Annotated in this window: 14 protein-coding genes; 6 read left to right on the forward strand and 8 right to left on the reverse strand. The window is 58.7% G+C overall.

The genetic code is table 11. The annotated features are described in order from the left end of the window. The first annotated feature begins 43 nt into the window (after positions 1 to 43). Entirely contained in the window at positions 44 to 4,096 is a 4,053-nt protein-coding gene (locus P4L78_RS18000; protein ID WP_309329569.1) for a PAS domain S-box protein, read from the forward strand. Here the strand turns inward: P4L78_RS18000 and P4L78_RS18005 are convergent. Both P4L78_RS18005 and P4L78_RS18010 read right to left on the reverse strand, forming a co-directional pair. Next, a complete protein-coding gene (locus P4L78_RS18005; protein WP_309329571.1) occupies positions 4,093 to 4,884 on the reverse strand; it encodes a DUF2182 domain-containing protein in 792 nt (263 codons plus the stop codon). The genes P4L78_RS18000 and P4L78_RS18005 overlap by 4 nt on opposite strands. A gap of 3 nt (positions 4,885 to 4,887) precedes the next feature. Beyond that, complete coding sequence (locus P4L78_RS18010) at positions 4,888 to 6,369, reverse strand: tyrosinase family protein (RefSeq protein ID WP_309329573.1); 1,482 nt, start codon at positions 6,367 to 6,369, stop codon at positions 4,888 to 4,890. A 268-nt stretch (positions 6,370 to 6,637) separates the two neighbouring features. On the opposite strand from P4L78_RS18010, the gene P4L78_RS18015 reads away from it, so the two are divergent. Further along, positions 6,638 to 6,907 carry a hypothetical protein gene (locus P4L78_RS18015; protein ID WP_309329575.1) on the forward strand — a complete coding sequence of 90 codons (270 nt, stop codon included), beginning with the start codon at positions 6,638 to 6,640 and terminating at the stop codon, positions 6,905 to 6,907. 705 nt (positions 6,908 to 7,612) lie between these two features. Here the strand turns inward: P4L78_RS18015 and P4L78_RS18020 are convergent. From P4L78_RS18020 to P4L78_RS18030, 3 genes are all read right to left on the reverse strand, one after another. Beyond that, positions 7,613 to 9,388, reverse strand: a complete 1,776-nt coding sequence (locus tag P4L78_RS18020; RefSeq protein WP_309329577.1) for an ABC transporter transmembrane domain-containing protein — start codon at positions 9,386 to 9,388, stop codon at positions 7,613 to 7,615. Positions 9,389 to 9,491: 103 nt separating this feature from the next. Next, entirely contained in the window at positions 9,492 to 11,234 is a 1,743-nt protein-coding gene (locus tag P4L78_RS18025) for an ABC transporter transmembrane domain-containing protein (protein ID WP_309329579.1), read from the reverse strand. A 124-nt stretch (positions 11,235 to 11,358) separates the two neighbouring features. After that, positions 11,359 to 11,550: a hypothetical protein gene (locus tag P4L78_RS18030; protein WP_283150110.1), complete on the reverse strand. Its 192-nt coding sequence runs from the start codon at positions 11,548 to 11,550 to the stop codon at positions 11,359 to 11,361. A 240-nt stretch (positions 11,551 to 11,790) separates the two neighbouring features. Between P4L78_RS18030 and P4L78_RS18035 the strand changes: the two genes are divergently transcribed. Together P4L78_RS18035 and P4L78_RS18040 are read left to right on the forward strand one after the other, a co-directional pair. After that, complete coding sequence (locus P4L78_RS18035) at positions 11,791 to 13,803, forward strand: M13-type metalloendopeptidase (RefSeq protein ID WP_309329581.1); 2,013 nt, start codon at positions 11,791 to 11,793, stop codon at positions 13,801 to 13,803. A 133-nt stretch (positions 13,804 to 13,936) separates the two neighbouring features. Next, the gene (locus P4L78_RS18040; protein WP_309329583.1) at positions 13,937 to 14,488 is read left to right on the forward strand and encodes a GNAT family N-acetyltransferase; all 552 of its coding nucleotides are present in this window, start codon (positions 13,937 to 13,939) and stop codon (positions 14,486 to 14,488) included. A gap of 504 nt (positions 14,489 to 14,992) precedes the next feature. On the opposite strand, the gene P4L78_RS18045 is transcribed toward P4L78_RS18040, so the two are convergent. The 3 genes from P4L78_RS18045 to P4L78_RS18055 all read right to left on the reverse strand — a co-directional run bounded on the left by P4L78_RS18045 (position 14,993) and on the right by P4L78_RS18055 (position 21,007). Continuing rightward, positions 14,993 to 16,939 carry a UvrD-helicase domain-containing protein gene (locus tag P4L78_RS18045; protein ID WP_309329585.1) on the reverse strand — a complete coding sequence of 649 codons (1,947 nt, stop codon included), beginning with the start codon at positions 16,937 to 16,939 and terminating at the stop codon, positions 14,993 to 14,995. A 174-nt stretch (positions 16,940 to 17,113) separates the two neighbouring features. Further along, complete coding sequence (locus tag P4L78_RS18050; RefSeq protein WP_309329587.1) at positions 17,114 to 19,372, reverse strand: alkaline phosphatase family protein; 2,259 nt, start codon at positions 19,370 to 19,372, stop codon at positions 17,114 to 17,116. Positions 19,373 to 19,447: 75 nt separating this feature from the next. Beyond that, entirely contained in the window at positions 19,448 to 21,007 is a 1,560-nt protein-coding gene (locus P4L78_RS18055) for a peroxidase family protein (RefSeq protein WP_309329589.1), read from the reverse strand. Between the two features lie 518 nt (positions 21,008 to 21,525). Between P4L78_RS18055 and P4L78_RS18060 the strand changes: the two genes are divergently transcribed. Further along, on the forward strand, positions 21,526 to 21,870 hold the full coding sequence (locus tag P4L78_RS18060; protein ID WP_309329591.1) for a hypothetical protein: 345 nt from the start codon (positions 21,526 to 21,528) through the stop codon (positions 21,868 to 21,870). Between the two features lie 311 nt (positions 21,871 to 22,181). Further along, positions 22,182 to 22,964, forward strand: coding sequence for a transporter substrate-binding domain-containing protein (locus P4L78_RS18065; RefSeq protein ID WP_309329593.1), 783 nt, complete (start codon positions 22,182 to 22,184; stop codon positions 22,962 to 22,964). The last annotated feature ends 7 nt before the right edge of the window (positions 22,965 to 22,971 follow it).

Consider the following 22,971-nt stretch of genomic DNA (forward strand, 5'->3'; position numbering starts at 1 on the left):
TTTTTTGCCATATGCGTGGCATGTCTGAACAGGTGATCTCATCATGGCCGGGTTGAATCAGCAGTCCGCAGAACAGCTGCAGGAAGTCTCCAGACGTACATCAGCCTTGCTGGCTTACGAAGTACTCGACACGCCTGCCGATCCGGCGTTTGACGATATCGCCAGGCTGGCGGCGCAACTATGTGGCGTACCCATGGCATCCATCAGCTTTTGTCTGCCTGAGCGCGAGTGGTTCAAAGCCGCCATTGAGTTACCGCAGCGCCAGTTGGTGGCGCAAGACGCCTTTGCTCCGCTGGTGCTGGACGCAAACGCAGCCGTGGTGGTGCCCGATCTTGCCGCCGATCCGCGCTTTGCCAGCCACCCTTGGGTGAGCGATGCGCCGCAACTGCAGTTTTATGCCAGCGTGCCATTGCGCATTGCCGATGGCCTGGCAATCGGCGCGCTGGCGGTCTACGACACTCGCCCCGGCAACTTGAGCGAACAACAAGCCAGTGGGCTTGAAACCCTCGCCACACAGATCATGACGTTGCTGACGTTGCGCCAGACGCAAGCCTGGCAACTCAGCACCGAGGCATCGCGGCAGAAATCCGCTGCACTCAACCGCTTGATTCTGGATAGCGCCACCGACTTCGCCATTGTTTCCATGGATCGCGAAGGCCTGATCACCTCCTGGAATACCGGCGCCGAAAAAATCATGGGCTGGACCGAGGCGGAAATGCGTGGCCAGCCTGCGCACGTTTTTTTCACCCCCGAGGAAGTCGCCAATGGTGTCCCGGAACAGGAAATGGCGGCATCGCTCGTGTCCGGGCGCGGCGAGGATGATCGCTGGCATATGCGTAAATCTGGCGAGCAATTCTGGGGCGCCGGGCTGATGATGCCGTTGCGTGGCGATATGGGCGAACACTTGGGGTTTATTAAAATTCTGCGTGATCGCACCCAGCAACGCGCCATGGACGAAGCACTGCGCGAAAGCGCGGAATTCACCACCCGTTTGCTCGACGGCAGCCCGGACTGTATTCAGGTGCTGGACTTGGCAGGCAATCTCACTTTTATCAACAGTAGCGGTTTGCGACTACTGGATATCCAGGATGCCGAATCGGTCAAATCCCGGCACTGGGCCGATTTCTGGGAGGGCGAGAACCAGCTCAAAGCGCTCAATGCGCTGGCCGCCGCCCAAGCCGGTAAAACCACGCATTTCCAGGGCAGCACCCAGGCGTTCTCGGGCCGGAAATGGTGGGAAGTGGTGCTGACTCCGGTGTTTGATGAACAAGGGCAGCCGGAAAAAATCCTCTGCATTGCCACCGATATCTCGCAAGCCCACCACACCCAGCAACAACTGGCGCGCAGCGAAACCCGCTTTGCCGCGACCTTTGACCAGGTGCCTGCCGGCCTGTGTGAACTGACACCGCAAGGCGCCTTTACGCTGGTCAACGACCACTTGTGCGCCTTGTTCGGTCTGACGCGTGAAGCGTTGTTGCAACTCACCCTGGCCGATGTGCTGCACCCCGCTGAGCTGGAAATGACACTGCCGCAACTCTCGGAAGCCGCGCTTGGCGGCAGCAGCTTTGACGCGATCAAACGCTATGTGCGCGGCGATGGCGAAGTGTTGTGGGCCAACACCAGCGTGTCCTGCATCCGCAGCGAGAACGGCGAGCCCAGCTCTCTGCTGGCGGTGATTGTGGATTCTTCGGAGCAGAAAAAGTCTGAAGAACGCCTGCTGGCCACGAATATGCAGCTGGAAACCGAAGGCAGCCGCCTGAAGCAACTGTTCTCACACACCCCAAGTTTTATGGCGATTTTGCGCGGGCCGGATCATGTATTCGAGTACTTCAATTCGCGCTGTGATGAGCTATTCAAAAACCGCAAGTTGGCAGGCCTGCCCGCGCGGCTAGCGCTGCCCGAACTGGCAGGCCAAGGTGTGCTGGATTTGCTGGAACAGGTGTACACCACCGCGCAACCTTTTCTGGGCAACCAGGTGCCAGTCACGCTGAACCTGCCGCAAAGTGCCGATCAAGACGGCGATGCAGACACGCAAACCCACTATCTGGACTTCATCTTCCAGCCAGTGGCCGATACCGATGGCAAGATCACCAGCATTTTCTTTGAAGGGAATGACGTCACCGACCGCGTGCTCGCCACTGCATCGGCCCGCGAGCGCGAGAACGAAATGCGCACGCTGGCCGAGGCATTGCCCAATCATGCGTGGTCGGCCAGCCCGGATGGCAATCTGACGTGGTTCAACCAGCGGGTTTATGAATACACCGGCGTTGAGCCTGGCACGCTGGATGACGCGGGCTGGGAACAAGTGGTGCATCCGGAGGATCGCGCGCGCTCGGCGGAGGTATGGCAAAACGCCGTGGCTAACGGCACACCGTATGAAGTGGAAGCCCGTATCCGCCGGGGCGTGGATGACGCGTATCGCTGGTTTTTGATTCGGGCGCTGCCAGTACGTGGCGAGCTGGGCGAAATACGGCGCTGGATCGGCACCAACACCGACGTAGACGAACAGCGCGTACTGACCAGCCAGTTGGCCGGCCTGAACGCCACGCTCGGCCAACAGGTGGAAGAACGCACGGCAGACCGCGACCGGATGTGGCGTTTGTCGGTCCACCCGATGATGGTGGCGCAATACGACGGCATGATCCTGGACGTTAACCCGGCGTGGACCAATCTGCTGGGCTGGTCTGCCGAAAAAGTGCGTGGGCGCTTCTTTCCGCAGTTGTTGCATGCGGAATCGCGGGCAGACGCCCAGTTGCGCATCTCGCAGGTGCAGTCAGGGTTGATCGTTAACGAGTTTGAAGTGCAGGTTGCGCATGAAGATGGCAGCTACCGGTTGATATCCTGGACCGCTGTGGGCGAAGGCGACCGCATTCATGCCATTGGCCACGACGTGACTGCCGAGCGGCTGGCGCAAGAAGCATTGCGCTCTTCCGAAGAAGCGTTGCGCCAGTCGCAAAAAATGGAAGCCGTCGGCCAGCTCACCGGCGGCATCGCGCACGATTTCAACAACCTGCTGCAAGGCATTACCGGATCGCTCAGCATGGCCAAGCGCCGTGCCGGGCAAGCCCGATATGACGATCTGGGCCGCTTGATCGACAACGCGGTGGCATCAGCCAATCGCGCAGCCGCCCTCACCCACCGCTTGCTGGCGTTCTCGCGCCGCCAACCGCTCGACCCCAAGGCGCTAGCCGTCGATGAGTTGATTCGCTCCATGGAAGACCTGTGGCGCCGCACGCTGGGCGAGAGCATTGAACTCGACCTGGTCTTTGGCGAAGCGCTGTGGCCTGCCCTGTGCGACGAAAACCAGCTGGAAAACGCGCTGTTGAACCTCATTATCAACGCCCGCGATGCCATGCCTGACGGTGGCCAGCTGGAGGTTCAGGCCCGCAATATCGAAATCGATTCGGTGGTCGCCGCCCGCAGCCTCGATATGAAAGCCGGACAGTATGTGTGTATTTCGGTCAGCGACACGGGCACCGGCATGGCGCCAGACGTCATCAAGCGCGCTTTTGATCCTTTCTTTACCACCAAGCCACTGGGCGAAGGCACCGGGCTCGGTTTGTCGATGATTTACGGCTTTGTGCGCCAATCCAACGGCCACGTGAACATCAGCAGCACCGTCGGCAAAGGCACCACTCTTAGCCTGTATTTGCCACGCGGCACGCTCGCCAGCACCGAATCCGCCGAGAACATGGAGATCTCCGCCACGCCCACGGCCGGACATGAAGAAACGGTGTTGGTGGTCGAAGATGAAGCGCTGGTGCGCGAACTGATTGTTGAAGTGCTCAGTGAGCTGGGCTACGTCTCATTGCAAGCAGGCGATGGCCCGTCGGGACTGGCCATTTTGCAATCGAGCGCGCGCATTGATCTGCTGGTGACCGACATTGGTCTGCCCATTCTGAATGGCCGACAAATTGCCGACGCCGCCCGTCTGATCCGCCCCGGACTGAAAGTGCTATTCATGACCGGTTACGCCGAGAACACCACCATGGCCAGCGGCTTTCTGGAGGCCGGCATGGAAATGATCACCAAGCCGTTTGCCATGGAAACACTGGCCAACCGCATCCGCAAACTCATCGAAAGCCCGGCCAGCTAGCGCGCTTGCCAGAGCGCCAGCAAGCCACCTAATGCCAGCAGCAAACCCGCGGTTATTCTGGCAGAAAGACGCGGCTGGTAACGTTCGGCCACGCAGATTGCGCTGACTCCCGCCATCGCCAGCAAATGCACCGGGGTGAATGCCGCGGCCAGCATCATCGCCCAACATGCTTGCAAACAATGGCGCCCGTTGAACCAGCCGTAACGCAAACATGCCATATCCGCCTGCCAGCCAGTGGGGGCCAGCGGCACCGTGCGGTGGCAGATGCGCAAGGCACGCAATCTGGCGGGAGCGATTTGCCAACCGGCGGCGACGCCAAACAACAGTAGCGGCAGGCGCGCATCAGGTCGGCCAATATCGCTGGCGTTATCCAGCGCCAGCAATGCGCTAAGCACAAAACCTGCGAGCAACCAGACCAGCAAATATCCACCCAGAAACGCCGCGATCGCCCGCTGGCGGCGCTGCCACAAACTGCGAAAGGCCACGTGACGGATGGGCATGATCAGCAGCGGCAACATCATCGCCGCAGTCATGACCAGCAGATGAACAAACTGATGTGCCACGACGGACCAGCGCCACTGGCCGAAAGTCGCGCTGGCTGAGGTGCTGGCGGAGCACATCATGCCGGTCCAGTCCGGCGCAGTTTGCCGCATGGCCAGCAGCAGCCAGCCCCACGCCAGCACACACAGCAGCAGCGCCCACCATTCCGGATGCCAGCGTAGCCAGTGCTGGCGCTGTACCCGGTTCCCGCCCAGCCAGCGGCGAGCCGGAAATGCGCCCGCAAGCATGTGTCAGTCGCCGTAGTACAGGCTGATGCGGCCCACTTGCACCTTGGGCGTTTGCCCGGTCGGTCGCAACGGCACAAAGGTGACGTTGAGGGTGCTCGGGTCCCAATGCCCTTGAGCCTTGAGCCTGGCGACCACATGCGTGACATCCAGCACATAAGTCAACCCGCTCCCCTCATGCAGCAGATCGGTACTGGATGCCACGCCCAGGCCAAACATCGGTAAGGTGCCGGCAAAATGCGGATCGCTCTGGCTGGGAGAGGCCGCTGCCACCGGCATGTTCAGATACACCGCATAAGCGCCGGGACGACCAACGCCAGTGATGTTTTCCAGATTCAGATAGACCTGCGTGGGTGCTGGTGCAGACGTTAACGCCGCGCCGCGCACCGTGGGGACCGGTTGCAGGGCCACTTGCGCGGTGGATGCACCGGCCGCCAGCGCATGCGGCTGCGCCGTTGCGCCAACCAGTTCGGCCGGTTGTTGCAACGGGGCGATGGCAGCACCCATGGGCGCGGGTGCGGGGGCGTGCGGTTTCACCGGCGGGCTCGCCAGCGGATCAGCAATATCTTCATATTTGTACCCCAACAAACTGGCCGTGGTGTCTTCTACCTGGCTGGGAATCAACACCTGCACCGCGCCGGTGGCATCGTGAAACTGGAACTTCGCTCCCTTGGCATTGCGCCAGTCCGGATCAACCGGGTTCACGTTTACGCTTGGGTTGCGGTGTTGCCAGACCTCCCATAAGCGGTCGATATTGGCGTGATGCAGCCAGAAAATCGGGTCCAGCGCGGCTGTCTCAAACAGGCTCATCAAGCCGGTGTTGCCCCCCACCGCCACGTGGATATCTCCATGCGGCGTTTTCTCCAACGCGCCAGTGGCACCGCCGCCGTGGCTGAATGTGGTTTTAGGTCCGCCAAAGCCAGGATGGCCACCGCTGGATGTACCGGTGTACAGCTTGTCGGCGACGCATGACAAACTGGTTTCCGCCGAAGTAATGCCCACATCGCCGCTCACATTGGGCGCACGCGCTGCCACGTTCAAGGCATTGGGGCTGCCATCGGGCAAACTGGCCGCCCAGAATGCGGCAGGCAACTTGAAGGCATCCGGATTACTGGCGTCACTGTAATTCCAGTATGGCAAAGCCCAATCATCCGGACCGCCCAGCTTGCGCACGGTAGCGGCAACCATCTGCTCAAAGTACACCAGATACATGCGGTGCCACGGCAGAAAGAACCACGATGAATGCTGACACTGGCTCCAGAAAGTGTGTTGTTCAGTGCTGGAAGGCATGGTGTCGCTGGGCGAAGCAAATGGGTCTTCGCTGGGATCATAACCATGAATCGCCGCTTGATAGCGCCAGCTGGTCGGGTCGTTGATCGGCCGGGTTTGCATATCGGCCACGGCCTTGGCGTACCACAGCAGGATCGGGTCCCATTGCGGCAGTTTCCAGACATCCCGGCGTGTTCTCGTACCTGGTGCAGCGGCCATGCTCAGTCTCCAGCGTGTTCTACCTTGGTTTTGAGCGCCCCTGCTGTTCTTGTCCGCCAGCCTGGTTTGTCCGGGCTTGGGGTATACATGTTTCTGGATCAGATGCCTGTATGTGTCAAGCCAGTTTGCGGGTTGGGAAGATGAAGGGAAGTAACCCGTACTACCGCCCGCGCCAGGCGTGGTGAAAAAACGGAACCATGCCCGCTGCACGTGTTCTACCAATACAGAAGGCCGGATATTGATCTGGCTGCAAGCAAGGAGTGAGGCTATGAGCACAACACCGTTATCACCGGAAATCCTGACTGGAGAAACTGGCGGACTGCACACGCATCTGGATACGCTGGAAAGCGCGCTGGATTACGCGCTGGCAAAAAAAGAAAGCCCCAAAACGCCTAACCCGGAAACCTGGCAAGTGACTTTCAACGTGCTGTCACGCGCCGCAGACAGCAAAAACCCCTCCGATATCGAAAACGCCCGTGAACAACTGGCCCGGGCCGTGGGAGAAACCTTGCGGGCGACGGGGAAAGAGGCTTATTGAGTGTTAGCAGGAAAGCTGGCTGGGACATCGGGCATCAACTTTAATAGTTTGAGTGCCTGCGGTAGGGGTGTTTTGATACCGGCGCTCCATAAGCAACACAGTAGATCAACCATGGCGCGGCGGGTTTCACCCGCCCTACATAGGGTGCAATACCCCGTAGGGGCATTGCACCTACCCATGCCATGAACAAGAGCACCGTGCTTTAGCTTTGTGTTCCAGCAATGGCAAAGGCATTGCCTGGTGGGTTACGTCATAACGGCTAACCCACCCTGCGTGTGAGGAAGGTTTAGCTATGTAGCCCGGATGAAGCGCCAGCGAGAAACCGGGAGGCAATGTATCAACCAGCCACCTGCATTCGCCATGACCCACATTGCACCCCGGATTGCTTCGCGAATCCGGGCTACGGTTCTATGGCATACCCAGCGGCCCCACTGGATTCCCGCCAAGGAGGCCGCCGAGGCCGGGAATGATGAGGTGATGGTGATGCCAAAGGTTTCTGCCGTTGCCGTTGCTGTTGATTTTTCCTTGGCAAACACCATAGCAAACTACGCCGACGGAGAGTCGAAGAAACGTGCCCCCGGTCACCACCGGGTATCAAACGCCTTTAAAACCCGTGCCAAAGGCACTCAACCTTCTGACGTTGAAATTGAAGGTGGCTTTACCCTCAAAACCACAAACTCCAAGCCACCTCTCCACCCAAAAAAATCAATCCTGCAACTGCTGCAACAAATACAACCTCTGATAAATCCCGTTCCCAATCGCCATCAACTCATCATGCGACCCCGACTCAGCAATATGCCCATGGTTCAGCACAATGATCTTGTCTGCATCCCGAATCGTCGACAAGCGATGCGCAATCGAAATCATCGTCACCTTGCCATGCAATGCTTCCAGCGCCTTTTGCACTACCTGTTCGGTTTCGCTGTCGATATGCGATGTGGCTTCGTCTAGCAGCAGAATACGTGGCTTGCCCGCCAAAGCGCGGGCGATGGCGATCAACTGTTTTTGCCCACTCGACAAGCGCGTGCCACTTTCGCCCATATCGGTGTCGTAACCGTTTTCCAGCGACAAGATCAGCTCGTGCACGCCCGCCGCTTTGGCGGCGGTTTCAATATCGGCCTGGCTCAAGCCGCGACCCATATCGATGTTCTCGCGTGCACTAGCCGCCAGCAAAAACGGGTCTTGCGGCACCAGGCCAACACCGGCCCGGAAAGCCTCGTCACTGAATCTGGTCAGCGGTACGCCATCGATATCAATCTCGCCCGCTTGCGGCGTGTAAAAGCGCAGCAGCAGCGACAACAGCGTGGATTTGCCGCTGCCGGTATGCCCGACAATGCCGTAAAACTTGCCCGCCGGGATATCCAGATTCAGGTCATGCAAAATGGTCTGATCTGAGTTGTAGCCAAAGCGAAGATTGGCAAAACGCACCGCGCCTTGCTGCACGCGGGCCTCGCCATCCGGTTGCGGGCCTTGTGATTCTTTCAGCAGCGTGTTCACCCGCGCAGCTGCCACCACGGCTTGCTGCAACTGGCTGAACTGCAAGGTGATCTGGATCAGCGGATCGACCACGCGGGCGATATAGCTCACGAACGCATACAACACGCCGATTTCCAGCGCGCTGAACTGGCGCTCGCCAAACGAATAAATCACCACCACCAGAATCAGCGCGTTGAGCAAATCCAGTGCCGGACGCAGCAGCCAGGCGTTGGCCGACAACTCGCTCAGCCGCGCGGTGTAATGCGCATGGTTGGTTGCAGCAAACTTCTTCGAGAAGCGTCCGGCCGCATTACTGGCTTGTAGCACGCTCATGCCGGCAATCGACTCGGCCACCTGGGCGTTGATCTCGCTGCGCAATTCGCGCGCTTGTGCCACCGACGGCGCGCTCCAGCGCTGATACCACCAGACGATGACCACCACGGCGGGGAACAGCGCCAGCACGATCAGCATCAACCGCCAATCCAGCAGCGTCATCGCCAGCATGGCGCCGGTCACCACAATGCAGCTGTCGAGCATGACAAACAGCACTTGCACGTACAGCGCCTTGACCGACTCAGTATCGTTGGTCACGCGGCTGACCAGTTGCCCGGTGATGGCCTTGTCAAAAAACGCCATCGGCAAGCGGATCACGTGGCCATACACTTGCTCGCGCAAGCGCTGGACCGAACGCATCGCCACGCCCGCCAGTCGCGTCAATTGCAGATAACGCAAAATACCGGCGGCATAACCAGCGGCCAGACACCCCGCCAGAATGCCGACGATTTCCGGCACGGCCAGATGGCGCGGCAGCAGATAGTTGTCGATAAACAGCTTGCTCAGGAATGGCGACAACGCTTCCAGCAACGCCGCGACCACCAGCCAGAACGTGCCCTTCCACAGATGGCTGTGTTCTGGCGCAGCGGCGGAGCGCAGCAAGGTAATGGCATCGCGCCGTTCGGTTTTCAGACTTTCAACCCGCAGGTTGTCTTGCATAACCACGTTCATTTTTTAGAATCCACTCAACGTAGGGTGCGCATTAATGCGCACCGCCAGATCGCTCCGCGTTCGCGCGCCATGCGCGCAAACCCTACACCGCCCAACCGTTCGCTCAGAGCTCATCGAGACTGGCCTCCAGTTGTTGGTAGCGCCACTGGCTGGCATACCAGCCGTCGCGCTCTACCAGATCTTCATGACTGCCGGTTTCAGTAATCCGGCCATGGCGCAACACGGCGATGTGATCGGCATCGGCCACGGCGGACAAGCGATGGCTGACGATAATCACGGTGCGACCGCGGCGCGCTTCTTTCAGGTGTTGCAGAATCTGCGCTTCGGTCTGGGTATCCACCGCCGACAGCGCATCGTCCAGCAACAGCAGCGGCGCATCGGCCAGCAGCGCCCGGGCGATCGCCACACGTTGGCGTTGCCCGCCAGACAGCGCCACGCCCTTCTCACCCACTGGCGTGTCGTAACCATGCGGCAAACGCAGGATGTCTTGATGCACTGCCGCCAGTTTGGCCACGCGCTCAACGTCTTCGCGGGTGGCGTCTGGCTTCACCAAGGCGATGTTGTCGGCAATCGATGCCGAAAACAGAAACGGCTCTTGCGGCACCCAGCTAATAGCGTTGCGCAGCGTATCGAGTTTGTAATCCTCGACACTCACGCCATCCCATTCGATAGCACCGGTTTGCAGCGGATACTGGCGCAGCAACAAACGCAGCAAAGTGGATTTACCCGAGCCAGTCGGTCCGACCAGACCCAGCGTTTTTCCGGCTTCAAGTTCTAGCGAAACGGCGGATAAAGCGGGTGCGGTTTGCTCAGGGTACGAGAACCCAAGATTGCGATAAGCCAGTAGACCTGGGCGCAAGCGCTCGGTCTGACCATCGTCAGACACACTGGGCACATCATCCAGAATTGGCGCCAGCCGCCCCCACGCCGCCTTGCCGCGTTCCAGCAAAGACAACACCCAGCCCGCGGCAAACATCGGCCAGATCAGTTGCCCGAGATACATACTAAAACTGGTCAGCGCGCCAATGGTCAGCTCGTTGTGCCACACCAGATAACCACCCACACCCAAAGTGGTGACGGCGGAGGTGCTCAATGTGAGACCCACGGCCGGTTCAAACGCAGCTTCCCAGCGTTGCGCGGTCAAACTGCTGGCAGCGGCATCACCGGCCAGTTTCGACAACTCATTGCTGTTGCGGCCCTGCAAACCCAGCGCACGCATGGTTCGTACGCCGGTGAGCGTTTCCTGCACGTGATCGTTCAGCTTGCTGAAACGGCCAAGCGAATCATGCCAGGCATGGTGGATGTGATCCGAGATGCGCCAGAACGCCAGCGCCATCAGCGGAAAAGGCAACAATGCCGCCAGCCCCAAGCGCCAGTCGATACCCAGCGTCATCATCGCCACCACCAGGATGAGCGTCATCGAGCCATCAAACCCGGCCAGCATGGCTTCACCGGCGGCCAGTTCTACGGCGTCGATATCGTTGGTAGCACGCGCCATCAAATCGCCCGTGCGCTGGCCGTGATAAAACCCTGGCCCCTGCACGGTCAGCTTGTCGTACAAACGAGTACGCAGCCGCACGCCCAATTGATACGCAGCGGCAAACAACTGCAAGCGCCAGCCCACACGCAAAAAGTAGATAGCCACGCCCATCAACAGCACGATGCCCAACTGTTCGAGCAACGCAGCACCGGCCAACTTGTGCGCTACCAACTGGTCGATGATGTGACCCACCTGGCGCGGAATGGCGACGCCCAGCACGGCCACGGCAACCAGCATCAAGGCCGAGGCGAAATAGGAACGCCAGTGCTGCCGGATAAACCCGGCCAGCAAGCGATAAAGACTCATGACAAAACCTTTCTTTTCAATTCTTTTTCATCGAGAGCAGACCGCCCCACCGGCTTTGCGGTGTTGTGGGGTGCTTCGGCGGCGACATTCGGGGCGAGGTAAGGTTGTTTAGCGGCCAGCGCCGCTACCTTTGCGCCACGCGGCGGATATGGGGCTTGAGCGGTTCGTCGTAATGTCGTCGACACCAACCGTCGTTTCGCGTTTTATTCACGCCCAGTCGAACCCAAGCAATCAGCGCCATGGGCGGATGATTGGGCAAGCCTGTGCCAAGGAGCGCAGCATGTTGCCTGGTCTGGGTCAGTAACTGATTCAGCATGCCGGTTCTCCTTGTGGGTGGGCTGGGCGGCTGGGCGTGCGGGGGTGAGTTGCGAATCATAGCCCATTGTTATGAAAAATGACTGCTCTGCGCTTGATCAGTGTTGCAACGAAATGTGGAACTAGCTTGCCCGGCAGGCGTCTTTTAGCAAGATTGTGTTGCGCGAGCGACCTATCGATAATGACCAGGCCGCGCACAAGGCGGCCCTGATAAAAACCATATTCCCGATCAAGGATCTCGATGAAGCACTTTAAACTGGCCACACTGACTGGCGCGTTGCTGCTGAGCTTGCATGTGGCCGCAGCCCCTGTCTCCGGCATTGATTTTGCCAATTTCGATAAAACCGTCCGGGTGCAGGATGATCTTTACCTGCATACCAATGGCACCTGGATTAAAAACACCACCATTCCTGCCGACAAAGGCTCTACCGGTGCGTTTTTGATGCTGCGCGACCTGAGCGAAGCACGCTCGCGCAAGATCATTGAAGACGCCGCAGCCAAGCCCGTGGCTGGTACCGAGTCGCAGCAAATTGGCGATCTCTACCGCAGCTACATGGACGAAGCGACCGTCGAAAAACTGGGCGTAACGCCAGTGAAACCCGCGTTGGCCGCCATCGATAAACTGGCCAGCGCAGATGATGTCGTGCGTTACTTTGGCCAGTTGCAGCCATTAAGCGTGAGCACTCCGCTGATGCTGGGAGTAGAAGTTAATCCCAAGGATTCCCGCCAGTACCTGCCAGCGGCTTATCAGGGCGGCTTGGGCTTGCCGGATCGTGACTACTTTTTGCTGGATGACCCGCGCTTTGTGGCGGCTCGTGGGGCATATCTGACTTACCTGACCAAACTGTTTACCCTGGCGGGCGAAACCCAACCGGCCGAACAAGCCAAGGCCGTGATTGCCCTGGAAACCGCGCTGGCCAAAGTGCAGTGGAGCAAAGTCGAAAATCGTGATCCGGTCAAGACCTACAACAAGCTCACCGTCGCCGAGCTACAAAAACTGTCGCCTGGCTTCAACTGGCAAGCCTTCCTGGAAGGCGGAAAAATGGGCAGCGTCGCCGATGTCGACCTGGGCCAGCCCACCTACGCCACCGCGCTGGGCAAATTGCTGCAAGATCAGCCGCTGGCCACATGGCGCTCGTACCTGAAAGCCCGCGTACTGGCAGATGCCGCGCCGCTGCTATCCAAAGCCTTTGTGGACAACAATTTTGAATTCCACGGCAAAGCCCTGACCGGCACCACCGAAGACCAGCCACGCTGGAAACGCGCCGTAGCGCTGGAACAAGCCGGCCTGGGCGAAGCCGTGGGCAAACTGTATGTGGCGCAATACTTCCCGCCTGCCTACAAAGCGCGCATGGAGGCGCTAGTCGGCAACTTGCTTAAAGCTTATGGGCAAAGCATCGACAAGCTGACCTGGATGGGCCCGGAAACCAAAAAACAGGCGCAGATCAAGCTGGCCAAATATGCAGTGAAGATTGGCTATCCCAATACCTGGCGTGATTATTCCACGCTGCAAATCAAGCCGGACGACCTGTTCGGCAATGCAACGCGTATCTCTGAGTTCAGCTATAACCGTGACCTGGCAAGACTGGGTAAACCAGTGGATCGCAGCGAGTGGCTAATGACACCGCAAACCGTCAACGCCTACTACAACCCGCCGATGAACGAGATCGTGTTCCCGGCGGCGATTCTGCAACCGCCGTTCTTTGACATGGCAGCCGACGACGCCGCCAATTACGGCGCGATTGGCGCGGTCATCGGTCACGAAATCAGCCACGGCTTTGATGATCAGGGCAGCCAGTTCGATGCCGATGGCAATCTGAAAGAATGGTGGACTGCGGATGACCGCGCCAAATTCACTGCGCTGACCGACCGGCTGGTAGCGCAATACGACGCCTACGAACCACTGCCAGGCCAGCACGTCAACGGCAAACTCACGCTGGGTGAAAACATTGCCGACAACTCCGGCCTGCAAATTGCCTATAAGGCGTACCACCTGAGTCTGAACGGCAAAGAAGCGCCGGTGATTGATGGCCTGACCGGCGATCAACGCTTCTATCTGGCATTCGCCCAGGTCTGGCGCAGCAAAACGCGTGACGAATCTCTGCTGCGACAGGTGAAATCCGACCCGCATTCGCCAGCCAGCTTCCGGGCCATTGGCGCTGTAGAAAACAGCGATGCGTTTTTCAAAGCGTTCGATGTCAAACAGGGCGACAAGATGTACAAACCAGAAGATCAGCGTATCCGCATCTGGTAACCCGGCTGGATATACTGCTGCAAAAGAAAAACCGGCTTCGGCCGGTTTTTTTCATCATCATCATCATGATTGCTGGCTTGCCTTGGCAGCGGTTGTTCCACCTTTATCCCGTTTATAGAAAAGTCATAAACCCATGCGCCAACTGCAACTCACCACTGACCGCCTGATCCTGCGCATTCTGCCGCCGCAAGAAGCGCATCGGCTTGTCGCCTGGGACGAACTGAACCGCGCTCATCTGGCGCAATGGGAACCGGCCCACGATCCAGCCTTCTTTACCCCAGCGTATTTCGTCAGCCGCCAGGAGCAAGCCCTGCGCGATTACGAAACCGGCAACGCCATCCGCCTGGTGATGCAAGACCGCGCCAGCGGCGAACTGGTCGGCCGTTGCAGCCTGACCAACATCGTGCGCGGACCATTTCAGGCATGTCATCTAGGTTATTGCCTTGGCTATCAATGGGAAGGTCAGGGACTGATGCATGAAGCGCTACGTGCCGTGATCGACCATGCGTTTACCGACCTGGACCTGCATCGGATCATGGCCAATTACATGCCCGCCAACGTACGCAGCGGGAGATTGCTGGCGCGACTAGGGTTTGTGCAGGAAGGCGTGGCGAAGTCCTATCTGCAAATAGCGGGGAAGTGGGAGGATCATGTTTTGACGGCGTTGGTGAATGACGCTTTGTAACGCATGTCGCGCCAGTAGCCCGGATGGGACAAAGCATGAATCCGGGAGCGATGTTGGCCACTGCAAATCTCGCTGGCCTATTGATACATGGCAACCCCGGATTCCCGCTACCGCTTCATCCGGGCTACATGCTGTTGCAACCAACCTTGGCATTCCACACCGCAAACCACGCCGACCGAGAGCCGGAGACCCAGGCTCCGGCCGACCGAGGGAACGCAGGATGCGCGTAAAGGCAACTGGTCAGCAGTCTGTTCGCTTCGGCTTTTGACTTCGGGCCCCGTTTGCGCTTGCGCTGTCGGGTCGCCTTTTGCTATCCCGCTCTGCGGGACTTTTGGTTTCTTTTCTTTGGCGACGCAAGTTGCACGAACAAGTGTCTTTTGCATATGAAACATACTCCCGGTCAGCACCGGGTATCAAATGCCTTTCACTCCGTGCCGAAGGCACTAACACAAAGCCCTTAAAGCTAATGTTGAAACTGGCGTCGCAACACCAAAATCCAAACCATCACCCCCCAAACACCGCCTTCGCCAACTCCCCCAACCTCTCATCCCCACCCGCCAACTCCAGCATAATCCCCGCCTGCGCGCGGGTGACTGCCACGTAAAGCTCCCGCCAGCCCGCTGCAGTCGGCTGCTGCAAGTGCCGCTGCCAGCCAAATGCATTCACCGGCAGCAACACCCGCTCATATTCATGCCCCTTGGCGTGCAGCACCGAAGTCAGCGACAAACTCGACGCGGCGCGGCGTTTCATGAAGCGTTCAATCCGCGTATCCCAAGCCTGCAATTGCGCGGCGGGTGATTGATCCACACAAAAACGCCGCTGGATCTCTTCCAGCAACAAGCCAGATTGCCGCCCCGCCGCCGGGTGTTGGGCGCGCTGGTGCAAGAAGGCGTGCAGATGCAAGGTGCTGATGGCGTGCGCCAGCCATTGCGGCCAGGCTTGTTCGCTGGTGAGTGTGCTGGGCATGTGTTTGCCGACTTCATCCAGCGCAAAGCCAAAGATAGCCGGATCCGCTGTCAGCAAGCGTTTGCCATCTAGCCGGGTGGCGCCATCCAGCCCCAGTTCGCGGCGCAGATCAGCGCGCACTTCGCGGTCCAGTTGCAGGCCGGGCACGTCGATCAGGATATCCAGCGCGTAGAGATTGTTGACGTGAAAAGCCGGTGCCGCGCCAAACAAATGGCTATGCAACACGGCCAACGCCCGGATCAGCCGAAACTCCTGGCCATGGAAAAAGTACGGCACGCGCTGCACCAACTGGTAACTCACCCCGGCATCAAGCAAACGCATTTGCAGCGCCATGCAGTCTGCCGCGGTGGGCAAAATGGCGCAGTGTCCGGCCAGCGGCACGCCTTTTTGCTCGCTTTGGGCCAGCCAGGCCACCAAGTCGTCGGTCGCGTGCAGTTTGGCGGCCTGGGCGCGTGCGCCGGTGACTTTCTCGGTACCGGGTTGCAGTATCTGCACGATATGGTCGGCGATGCGCGCAATACGTTGACCGTAGCGCCAGGAGCGCGGCAGGGTCAGCGTTTCCATATTGGCAATCTGGCTCGCCGCTTCAAATGCCGAAAACGGGCGCAGGCCGCGCCAGGCAAAGATGTCTTGATGCCGGTCGCCCATCAGCACCAGACGGCAACCGGCGCTGATCAGCACTTTGATCAACTCAAAATGTAGCGCTTTGGTGTCGTGGAACTCATCAACCACCACCACTTTGATGCCCTTGGCCCGCACATAACGCACCAGTGCTTGCGGGTCACCGGCGAGGTCATACGCCGCGCCATCCACTCCCACCAGGTGACGGCTTTCGCGGCGCAAACGTTCAAAGCGGGTAAACAAAGCGTAGAACCACGGCGGCAAGTCCAGGCTGGCGATGTAATCTTCGCGCTCGCGCTCCTGGAATTCCTCCAGGAAGTCTTCGTCTGGATAAACGCGTGGGTCGCGGAAAACGTTGGCAATGCGGGTATTGCTGATGAGTTCCAGCAGCGCAATCAGGTCCATTTCACGACTGGGGATTTGCCCTTCCCACACGTCGTTGAGTTCGTCGACCAACTCGCCCAGCATTTCCACCAGTTGATCGCTGTCGTTCACCGCGTTCTGGCGAATCTCATCCTGGGTGAAAAAACCATCGCCCGAGAAACTGCGGCCATCCTCGGCACCACACAGCACTTCAAACGCCAGCCCGTCAAACGTGAATACGCTTTTGTAGGGCAACTCGGCGCCGAAATGTGCCTGGTGAACTTGGGCAAAGCGCAAACGCCCGGCGCTGGAGAACGTCACCGCCAGCACGCCTACGCCGCTATCAACCAGTGCCTGGCGCGCGGCGACCACGGTGGTGGTTTTGCCGGTGCCCGCACCTGCCTCGATCAGCAAATGTTGCTGCCAGGTATGGCGGCCCATGGCGGTAATGGCGCTGACAATCTGCTGCTGCGCCGGGGAGAGTTCGGGGATATCAAACATGGTGCAAAGAATCTGTTTCTGGAAGCGAGCTACAACTTACCTGATTTAGCCGGGCAAGGCACAGCTACGTTGGTTTGAGTTACGCGACGGAACATTGCGGTGCGCGTAAATGCGCATCCTGCACGTGGGGCGGTTACAAGACGAGAGCACCTGATAACAAGTCAGGGGCTCTACCTACTGCTTGCGAGGAGCGCGCTTGCGGGTGATTTTAACCAATGCAGGTCCAGCATCGACTGTAGCCGCCTGGCTTGCCGCTTTGACCGGCACCGAAGTAGAAACCACGGCTCGCCCGGTGCGCGCGGCCAGCCAGGCATCTACATTCTGAATCCGCTCCGGCACCGGTAAATCAACATTGGCTGCGGCGGCCAGCCCCGGAACGGCAGCGGCCCGCATGCATTGCGCTGCGGCAGCGGAGCCACTACTGCCCATGACTGTTTCAGCAAACTTTAGCAAAGATTCACGCGCGCTATCCCATGGGCTCAGGTTTGGCTGAGCAGGCACAGCCTTGGGCGTGACCGTCACCAGATCGGTTCGTGGCTGGGTCAGTTTGATCTGGCTGGCGAAGTTGCCGCACACCTTGCTATCAGCAATGCCGGGGTCCATGCGGGCGCCCAGGTAGGGCATGCCCCACTTCTCGCACAGGTAACGCAAGATGCTGCTGTGGTCATACACGGTGTGATCCACCCCCGCCGCCACCCACGGCGAAACGAGCAAGGTGGGTACGCGTACGCCCAGTTGCTGAAAGTTGAAATGATCCGTGTGATTGTCCGGGGCGATGGTGGCCGGAGGCATTACGTGGTCATAAAAGCCACCATGCTCATCCCACGTGATGACCAGTAGCGTGCTATTCCACAAATCCGCATTGGCACGAATGGCGTTGTAGACCTGAGCGATCAGCAATTCGCCATCATTGGCATTGGCGGGCGGATGCTGGTCGTTCTCCGGGCCATTGCTGCTCTTGAAATAACGTGGCTCGATAAATGCATACGCCGGGAAAGCCGCTTCGCTGCCCTGACAGGCCGTGGCGAAATCCGCCATCGTCGCATAGGGCTCGGATAGAATCCGTTCGCGGACATGCGCCAGCAACGCCGTTTGCGGAAAGCCATCGTGAAAGATTTTCCAGCTGCGTTTGGGTTGGGCGGCATCCAGCCGGTCGTAGATGGTGTCCTGGTTATAGTTGGTCAGCAATCCGGGCAGCGTAGATGGGCTGCTGGTGCTGGGCATATCGACCACGCCCAGACAGGTAGCCGAATGGACAAAAAAACGGTTGGGCCAGGTGGGGCCAGGCAAGGACGAAAACCAGCGATCACACACGGTGAAGGACTTGGCCAGCGTATGCAGAACCGGTAAGTCGCCGTCGGCAAAGTAAGCCATGATTTGCTGCTGGTGCGCGTCCAATGTGGCGGCGTCCAGCTTGCTGCCCAGCGCACGCCGGTAGCTATCCACAAAATGCGCGCCCTGGTCGCCAAGCTGAAAAGTCACATCCGGCAATTCATGCGGCGGCGCGAAGTTGGCGTCTATCCACAATTTGGCATTGGCCGTTTGCGCGTAGGCCTTGTTGGTGGTGGCATCGACATTGGTGCGCGGATCATTGGGAGAAACACCGTTCAGACCAGGGATGGACCCCGTGAGCCCGCCCAGCATGTGATCAAACGAACGGTTTTCCAGCATCAGCACCACCACATGGCGGATCGGATCACTGACCGGCGTTGCAGTTTGCAGGCCGCGTCGAGCCACTCGCCCAATGCCCACTCCTGTTTTGACTTTCTGGCGCTGTTGGGCGATCGGGTCATTGGCAAAATACTGGTCGGCGGCTTTGCTTTTGGGATCAAAAAAGCCAATGTAACCGCCCGGCGTGACGTTAAAAGGCGCCAGCGGCGCACTGCAAAAACTGGTGCGCGCACCCTGCCCGGTATCGGCGGTGAAATACGCGGGCAAGACGAAATCCGACAGCACCACGCCATCAAGCGTGTACGTCACCGTTTGCACGGCATCGCACATTTCAAAGTAGTGATACACCGTGCGATCGGGATATCTGGGATGCGGGCCTTGTACCAGCAAATTGCATTGCGGATCACCGATCAGTTCCAGCGCTTCGTGCGATAGCGTGGTGCTCCATTCATCGCCGAGCTGTTTGCACAAATCCAGAAACACAAAACCAAACGGCACGCCCGACTGGTTGCGGTCATGAAAACCCAGATAACCGGCGCTGGTGGCGGAATCGAGCACATACAGAATGGCATCGCCGCGCAACTGGCCAAGCTGGCGCGAATCCACCGGGCCGCGCGTGGAGCCATCCAGCCGCAGGCGCCCGCCAAAAGCCCAGAACGGTTCAAAGTCTTCCGCGATTTGCCGGTTAATGGCGCGGATTACCCGCTGTAACTCCCGATCTGACAGCGTAACCGATCCATTCACTACGGATATCTGGAACATGGCTGGCTCCGGCGATTGTCGTTATTAGATTATCGGTGCGGTTTATTCATTGCCGACCACAGCGGCGCATCCGGCTCAGGGCCGGAAGTTAAGATGAACCACATCCCACAACCGGAAATGCCGGATCAGCGGTTTCCAGTTCTTGGCCGCTGCGCCGCGATAAGAATCGGCATCGTCATCCAGCAAACCGTTGAATACCTCCAGCAACAAGCGCCCGCCTACGGCACCCAGTTGCGCGCCCTGGGCGATGCTGTTGTCCAGCATAAAGTCTTCATCAAAGCTGTCTTGCTTGCCGCTCTCCAGCACCAGCTTGACCAGCGGCAACTGGGCTTCGGCCAGGATGTACGCCCACAGCGGTGTGGCACCTTTGAACTCGGCCGAAATGTCAGTCAAGCGGGTGAGGCGATACGTTTTGGTTTCGGCGCCTGGCGCAGTAGTCTCCGCCCGCACCACCAGTTGATCTTCACTCAATGCGGGTACGCCCAGCGCCGCAGCGACCTGCTCGCCCATTGGCAACTGAAACAGCCGTGCCCGCGCCAGGTTGCGAAAGATCAGCGATGGCCCGGCGCCGCCATCCACCGCAGGCGGCAGGTTGGCGAGCGGATCAGCAATATTGGTATCCATTTTGTAGGCAAACTGCAGCCGGCTGACGCCACGCGTGTCGTTGTTGGCCGCCGCGCGGTTGCCCGGCTCGGTTTGTTCGTTGTCCGGATGCGGCAGAAAGCGGCCCCAATCGGATATCACATGACTGGCGGGCAGAGGCTCGAACCCAACCAGGCTGTCATCCGGGCTACCGTCGATTTCGGCAAAGATGTGTTTCACCGTGGCGTCATTGAGCCGGTAACCATTGCGCACCATGGAATGCCCAAAGCGATACACCGCGCCAGAGAACTCCAGCGGGATCAACCTCGGCCCGTCATCGCGCAGCTTGAACAATTTGTAGGCATTGCCCTGGCTGCGGTCATGCGCAAACTGGTCGAGCACCGTTTTGCTGATGATGCGCGGCAGATAGTCTTTGGTCAGGATGTTCTGGTAAGTCCAGCGCACTTCGTTGCGCGCAGCCTGAAACAGTTTTGCGCCCTGTAGCCCTTGCTGGGCCAACCGCACCACCACCGCGTTATGAAAGCGGATAAACGAAGATTGAATCTGGTTGACGATGGAATTCTCGTCATTGCGGGGATCACCAATAACGGCGCGACCCAGCGGCGCACTCCGCAGCAAGTCCCGATGCAGCCCGTCCAGATCGACCCCCAGCAGCAAAGAAGCGCCATCGCCCGCATACATATATGGCTGGTCGTCCGGGCCGCTGCCGTAAACACAGTCCAGATCAAGCCTCGGCGTGCGCTGGTCTTCCGCCGAATTAGGTCCGCTGGCAGGCGACAACGACGAGGTGGTATCAAAGGTCAGATCGTGATCAATAAACTGGCCAAAGTAGGTATAACCGGCGGGTACATAAAGATTTTCTTCGTGGTCCGGCCCGTCGCTGGGGTCATCAGGTTGCCCGGTCATGGCCGTGGCCAATGCCTGCAACGCCGCCAAGCCCGGTTGGCCGGGTTGCTGCGGCAAAAGCCGCTCGAAGCCGGTTTGACGCTCACCTACCGTTCCATGTCGGGAAAGCCCTGCTTGATTGTCCATGCCTGAACTCCTTGATAAAGGCGGTGTTCGCAGGCGCCAGGCGTTGGCGAAGCGTCAGCCACGAGGCGGGTGCAAAACCTGATTGCGATTACAGCTGGCAGGTCTTCTGACATGCCGGCAAATTGCCGCCCAGTCATAAATCGGGCATGCGTTGCGCTGTGCCAGAGGAGCCCCGAAAATATGTAAGCAATTTGCTTTCAAAATATATGTCGGTCGTTACGATCAATTTTTTCAAAATGACGTAAGAAAAAACAAAATCCAGGCCATGCCAAAAAACGGCCAGTTCATTGCCATTCATTTGCATTGTTCGTTCAGAAGACCTCAAATTCCGATTCCAGATCGAAACTTTACTTTCTTTATTTGTTGGTTTATTTTAATTTTTCATTAATATAAAACTTTCAGCACTCCGGTCAGCGCCGCCTGACGAATGGAGCGTGAAACCTGCCCGCCCAGCCACAAACCAGAAGCGCATTTTTTGATCTGCAACCGGTTAACACAAACCACGGCGAGGTGAAGGCATGGCGGAACAACTCAGATCAGCGGACCAGATGGCCAAAACCATCATGGATACCCCAGGCGTGCTGGCCCAATTGCAGGTGAATCCGGCCCAGACACTTAACGCGCTGGCCGCCCAAGCCAAGGAGCAAGTGCCGCGGGTGCTGGAACACGACAAGTATGTCTATCGGGTGGTGGTGTCGTCGCTTGGGGCGGTGGCCGTGTTGGTGGTGCTCGGCGCCATTTTGCTGGCCTATAACTCGTCTGGAACAATTCAGATTCCGGACATTCTTACTGCCCTTGGCTCGGCCTCGATTGGTGCGCTGGCCGGTTTGCTGGCACCCTCGCCTGCTCAACACGGCAACTAGCCAGAACCCGCCAGTCAGCGGGCGGGCGACTCTGTCGGCGCGCCCGAACCAAACCGGCTGCGTGTTCGCAGTGCGAACCTGGCGCTCACCGGCGCATTTACAAATCCGGTAGTCAATTATGCGAACTTACACGCGCGATATGGACATTCGCGCTACACTGCAGCCGCTCTGTCAGCCCCCGGAAAAATCCAGCCATGCCGTTTCTTTCTTGGTCACTTTGCGCGTCATGATTGCGCCGCACACCAGGTCTGTTGCCTTGGGCAGACTGTCTATACTTATCCAATCAAGTCGAACCGCATAGGGAGATTGCAATGCGCCTGCAATCGATCCGATGGAGTTTGGCTGTCGGGTTCATGCTGTTGGTCAGCGCGTATGCCAGCGCCAGTTGCAGCAAACCTTTCAACATGGCACTGGAAAACTGGCCGCCTTACGTTTACACCGATGCCAACGGCAAATCGGCCGGGCTGGATGTCGAACTGGCTCAGGCGATTTTCCGCGAGGCGGACTGTCAGCTGGTCATTGAGAGTGAGATCCCGCGCAAGCGCCGCTTGAAGATGTTTCAGGATGGCACGCTGGCCATGTTACTCGCCGCCTCCGAGACGCCTGAGCGACTCAAAACCGGCTGGTTCACCTTGCCTTACCGGCGTGAAGTAACCGGCCTGGCAGCACTAAACGCGCTGGCCAACGGTTACAGCAGCATCCATTCCTTTGCCGATTTGCGCAGCCGCAAAGTGCTATTGCTCAGCCCCAATAGCGGCTGGTACGGCCAGGATTACGCCGACAACTTTGACGCCTTGAAGGCCACTTCTGCGCTGGAATTTTACGAAGATTATCAGCAGGGTTTGCGCATGCTAAACGCCGGGCATGGCACGCTGATCATGGGGGATGTGGTGGCTTTGTTGTGGGAAGCACACCGGCAAAAAATCGACCTGCAAATACTGCCCTACGTGCCAGCCAGTGATGAAGTCCATTTGATGCTCAGCCGCATGAGCGCGACCGAGGCCGACATCAAAACGCTGGATGCCGCCATCACCCGGCTGGAAAAGAGCGGCAAACTGGCGCAGATTCGCGCCCGCTATGGCTTGAACTACTAAGGGATCA

It is taken from the genome of Silvimonas sp. (assembly GCF_031291215.1).
Taxonomy (GTDB): domain Bacteria; phylum Pseudomonadota; class Gammaproteobacteria; order Burkholderiales; family Chitinibacteraceae; genus Silvimonas; species Silvimonas soli.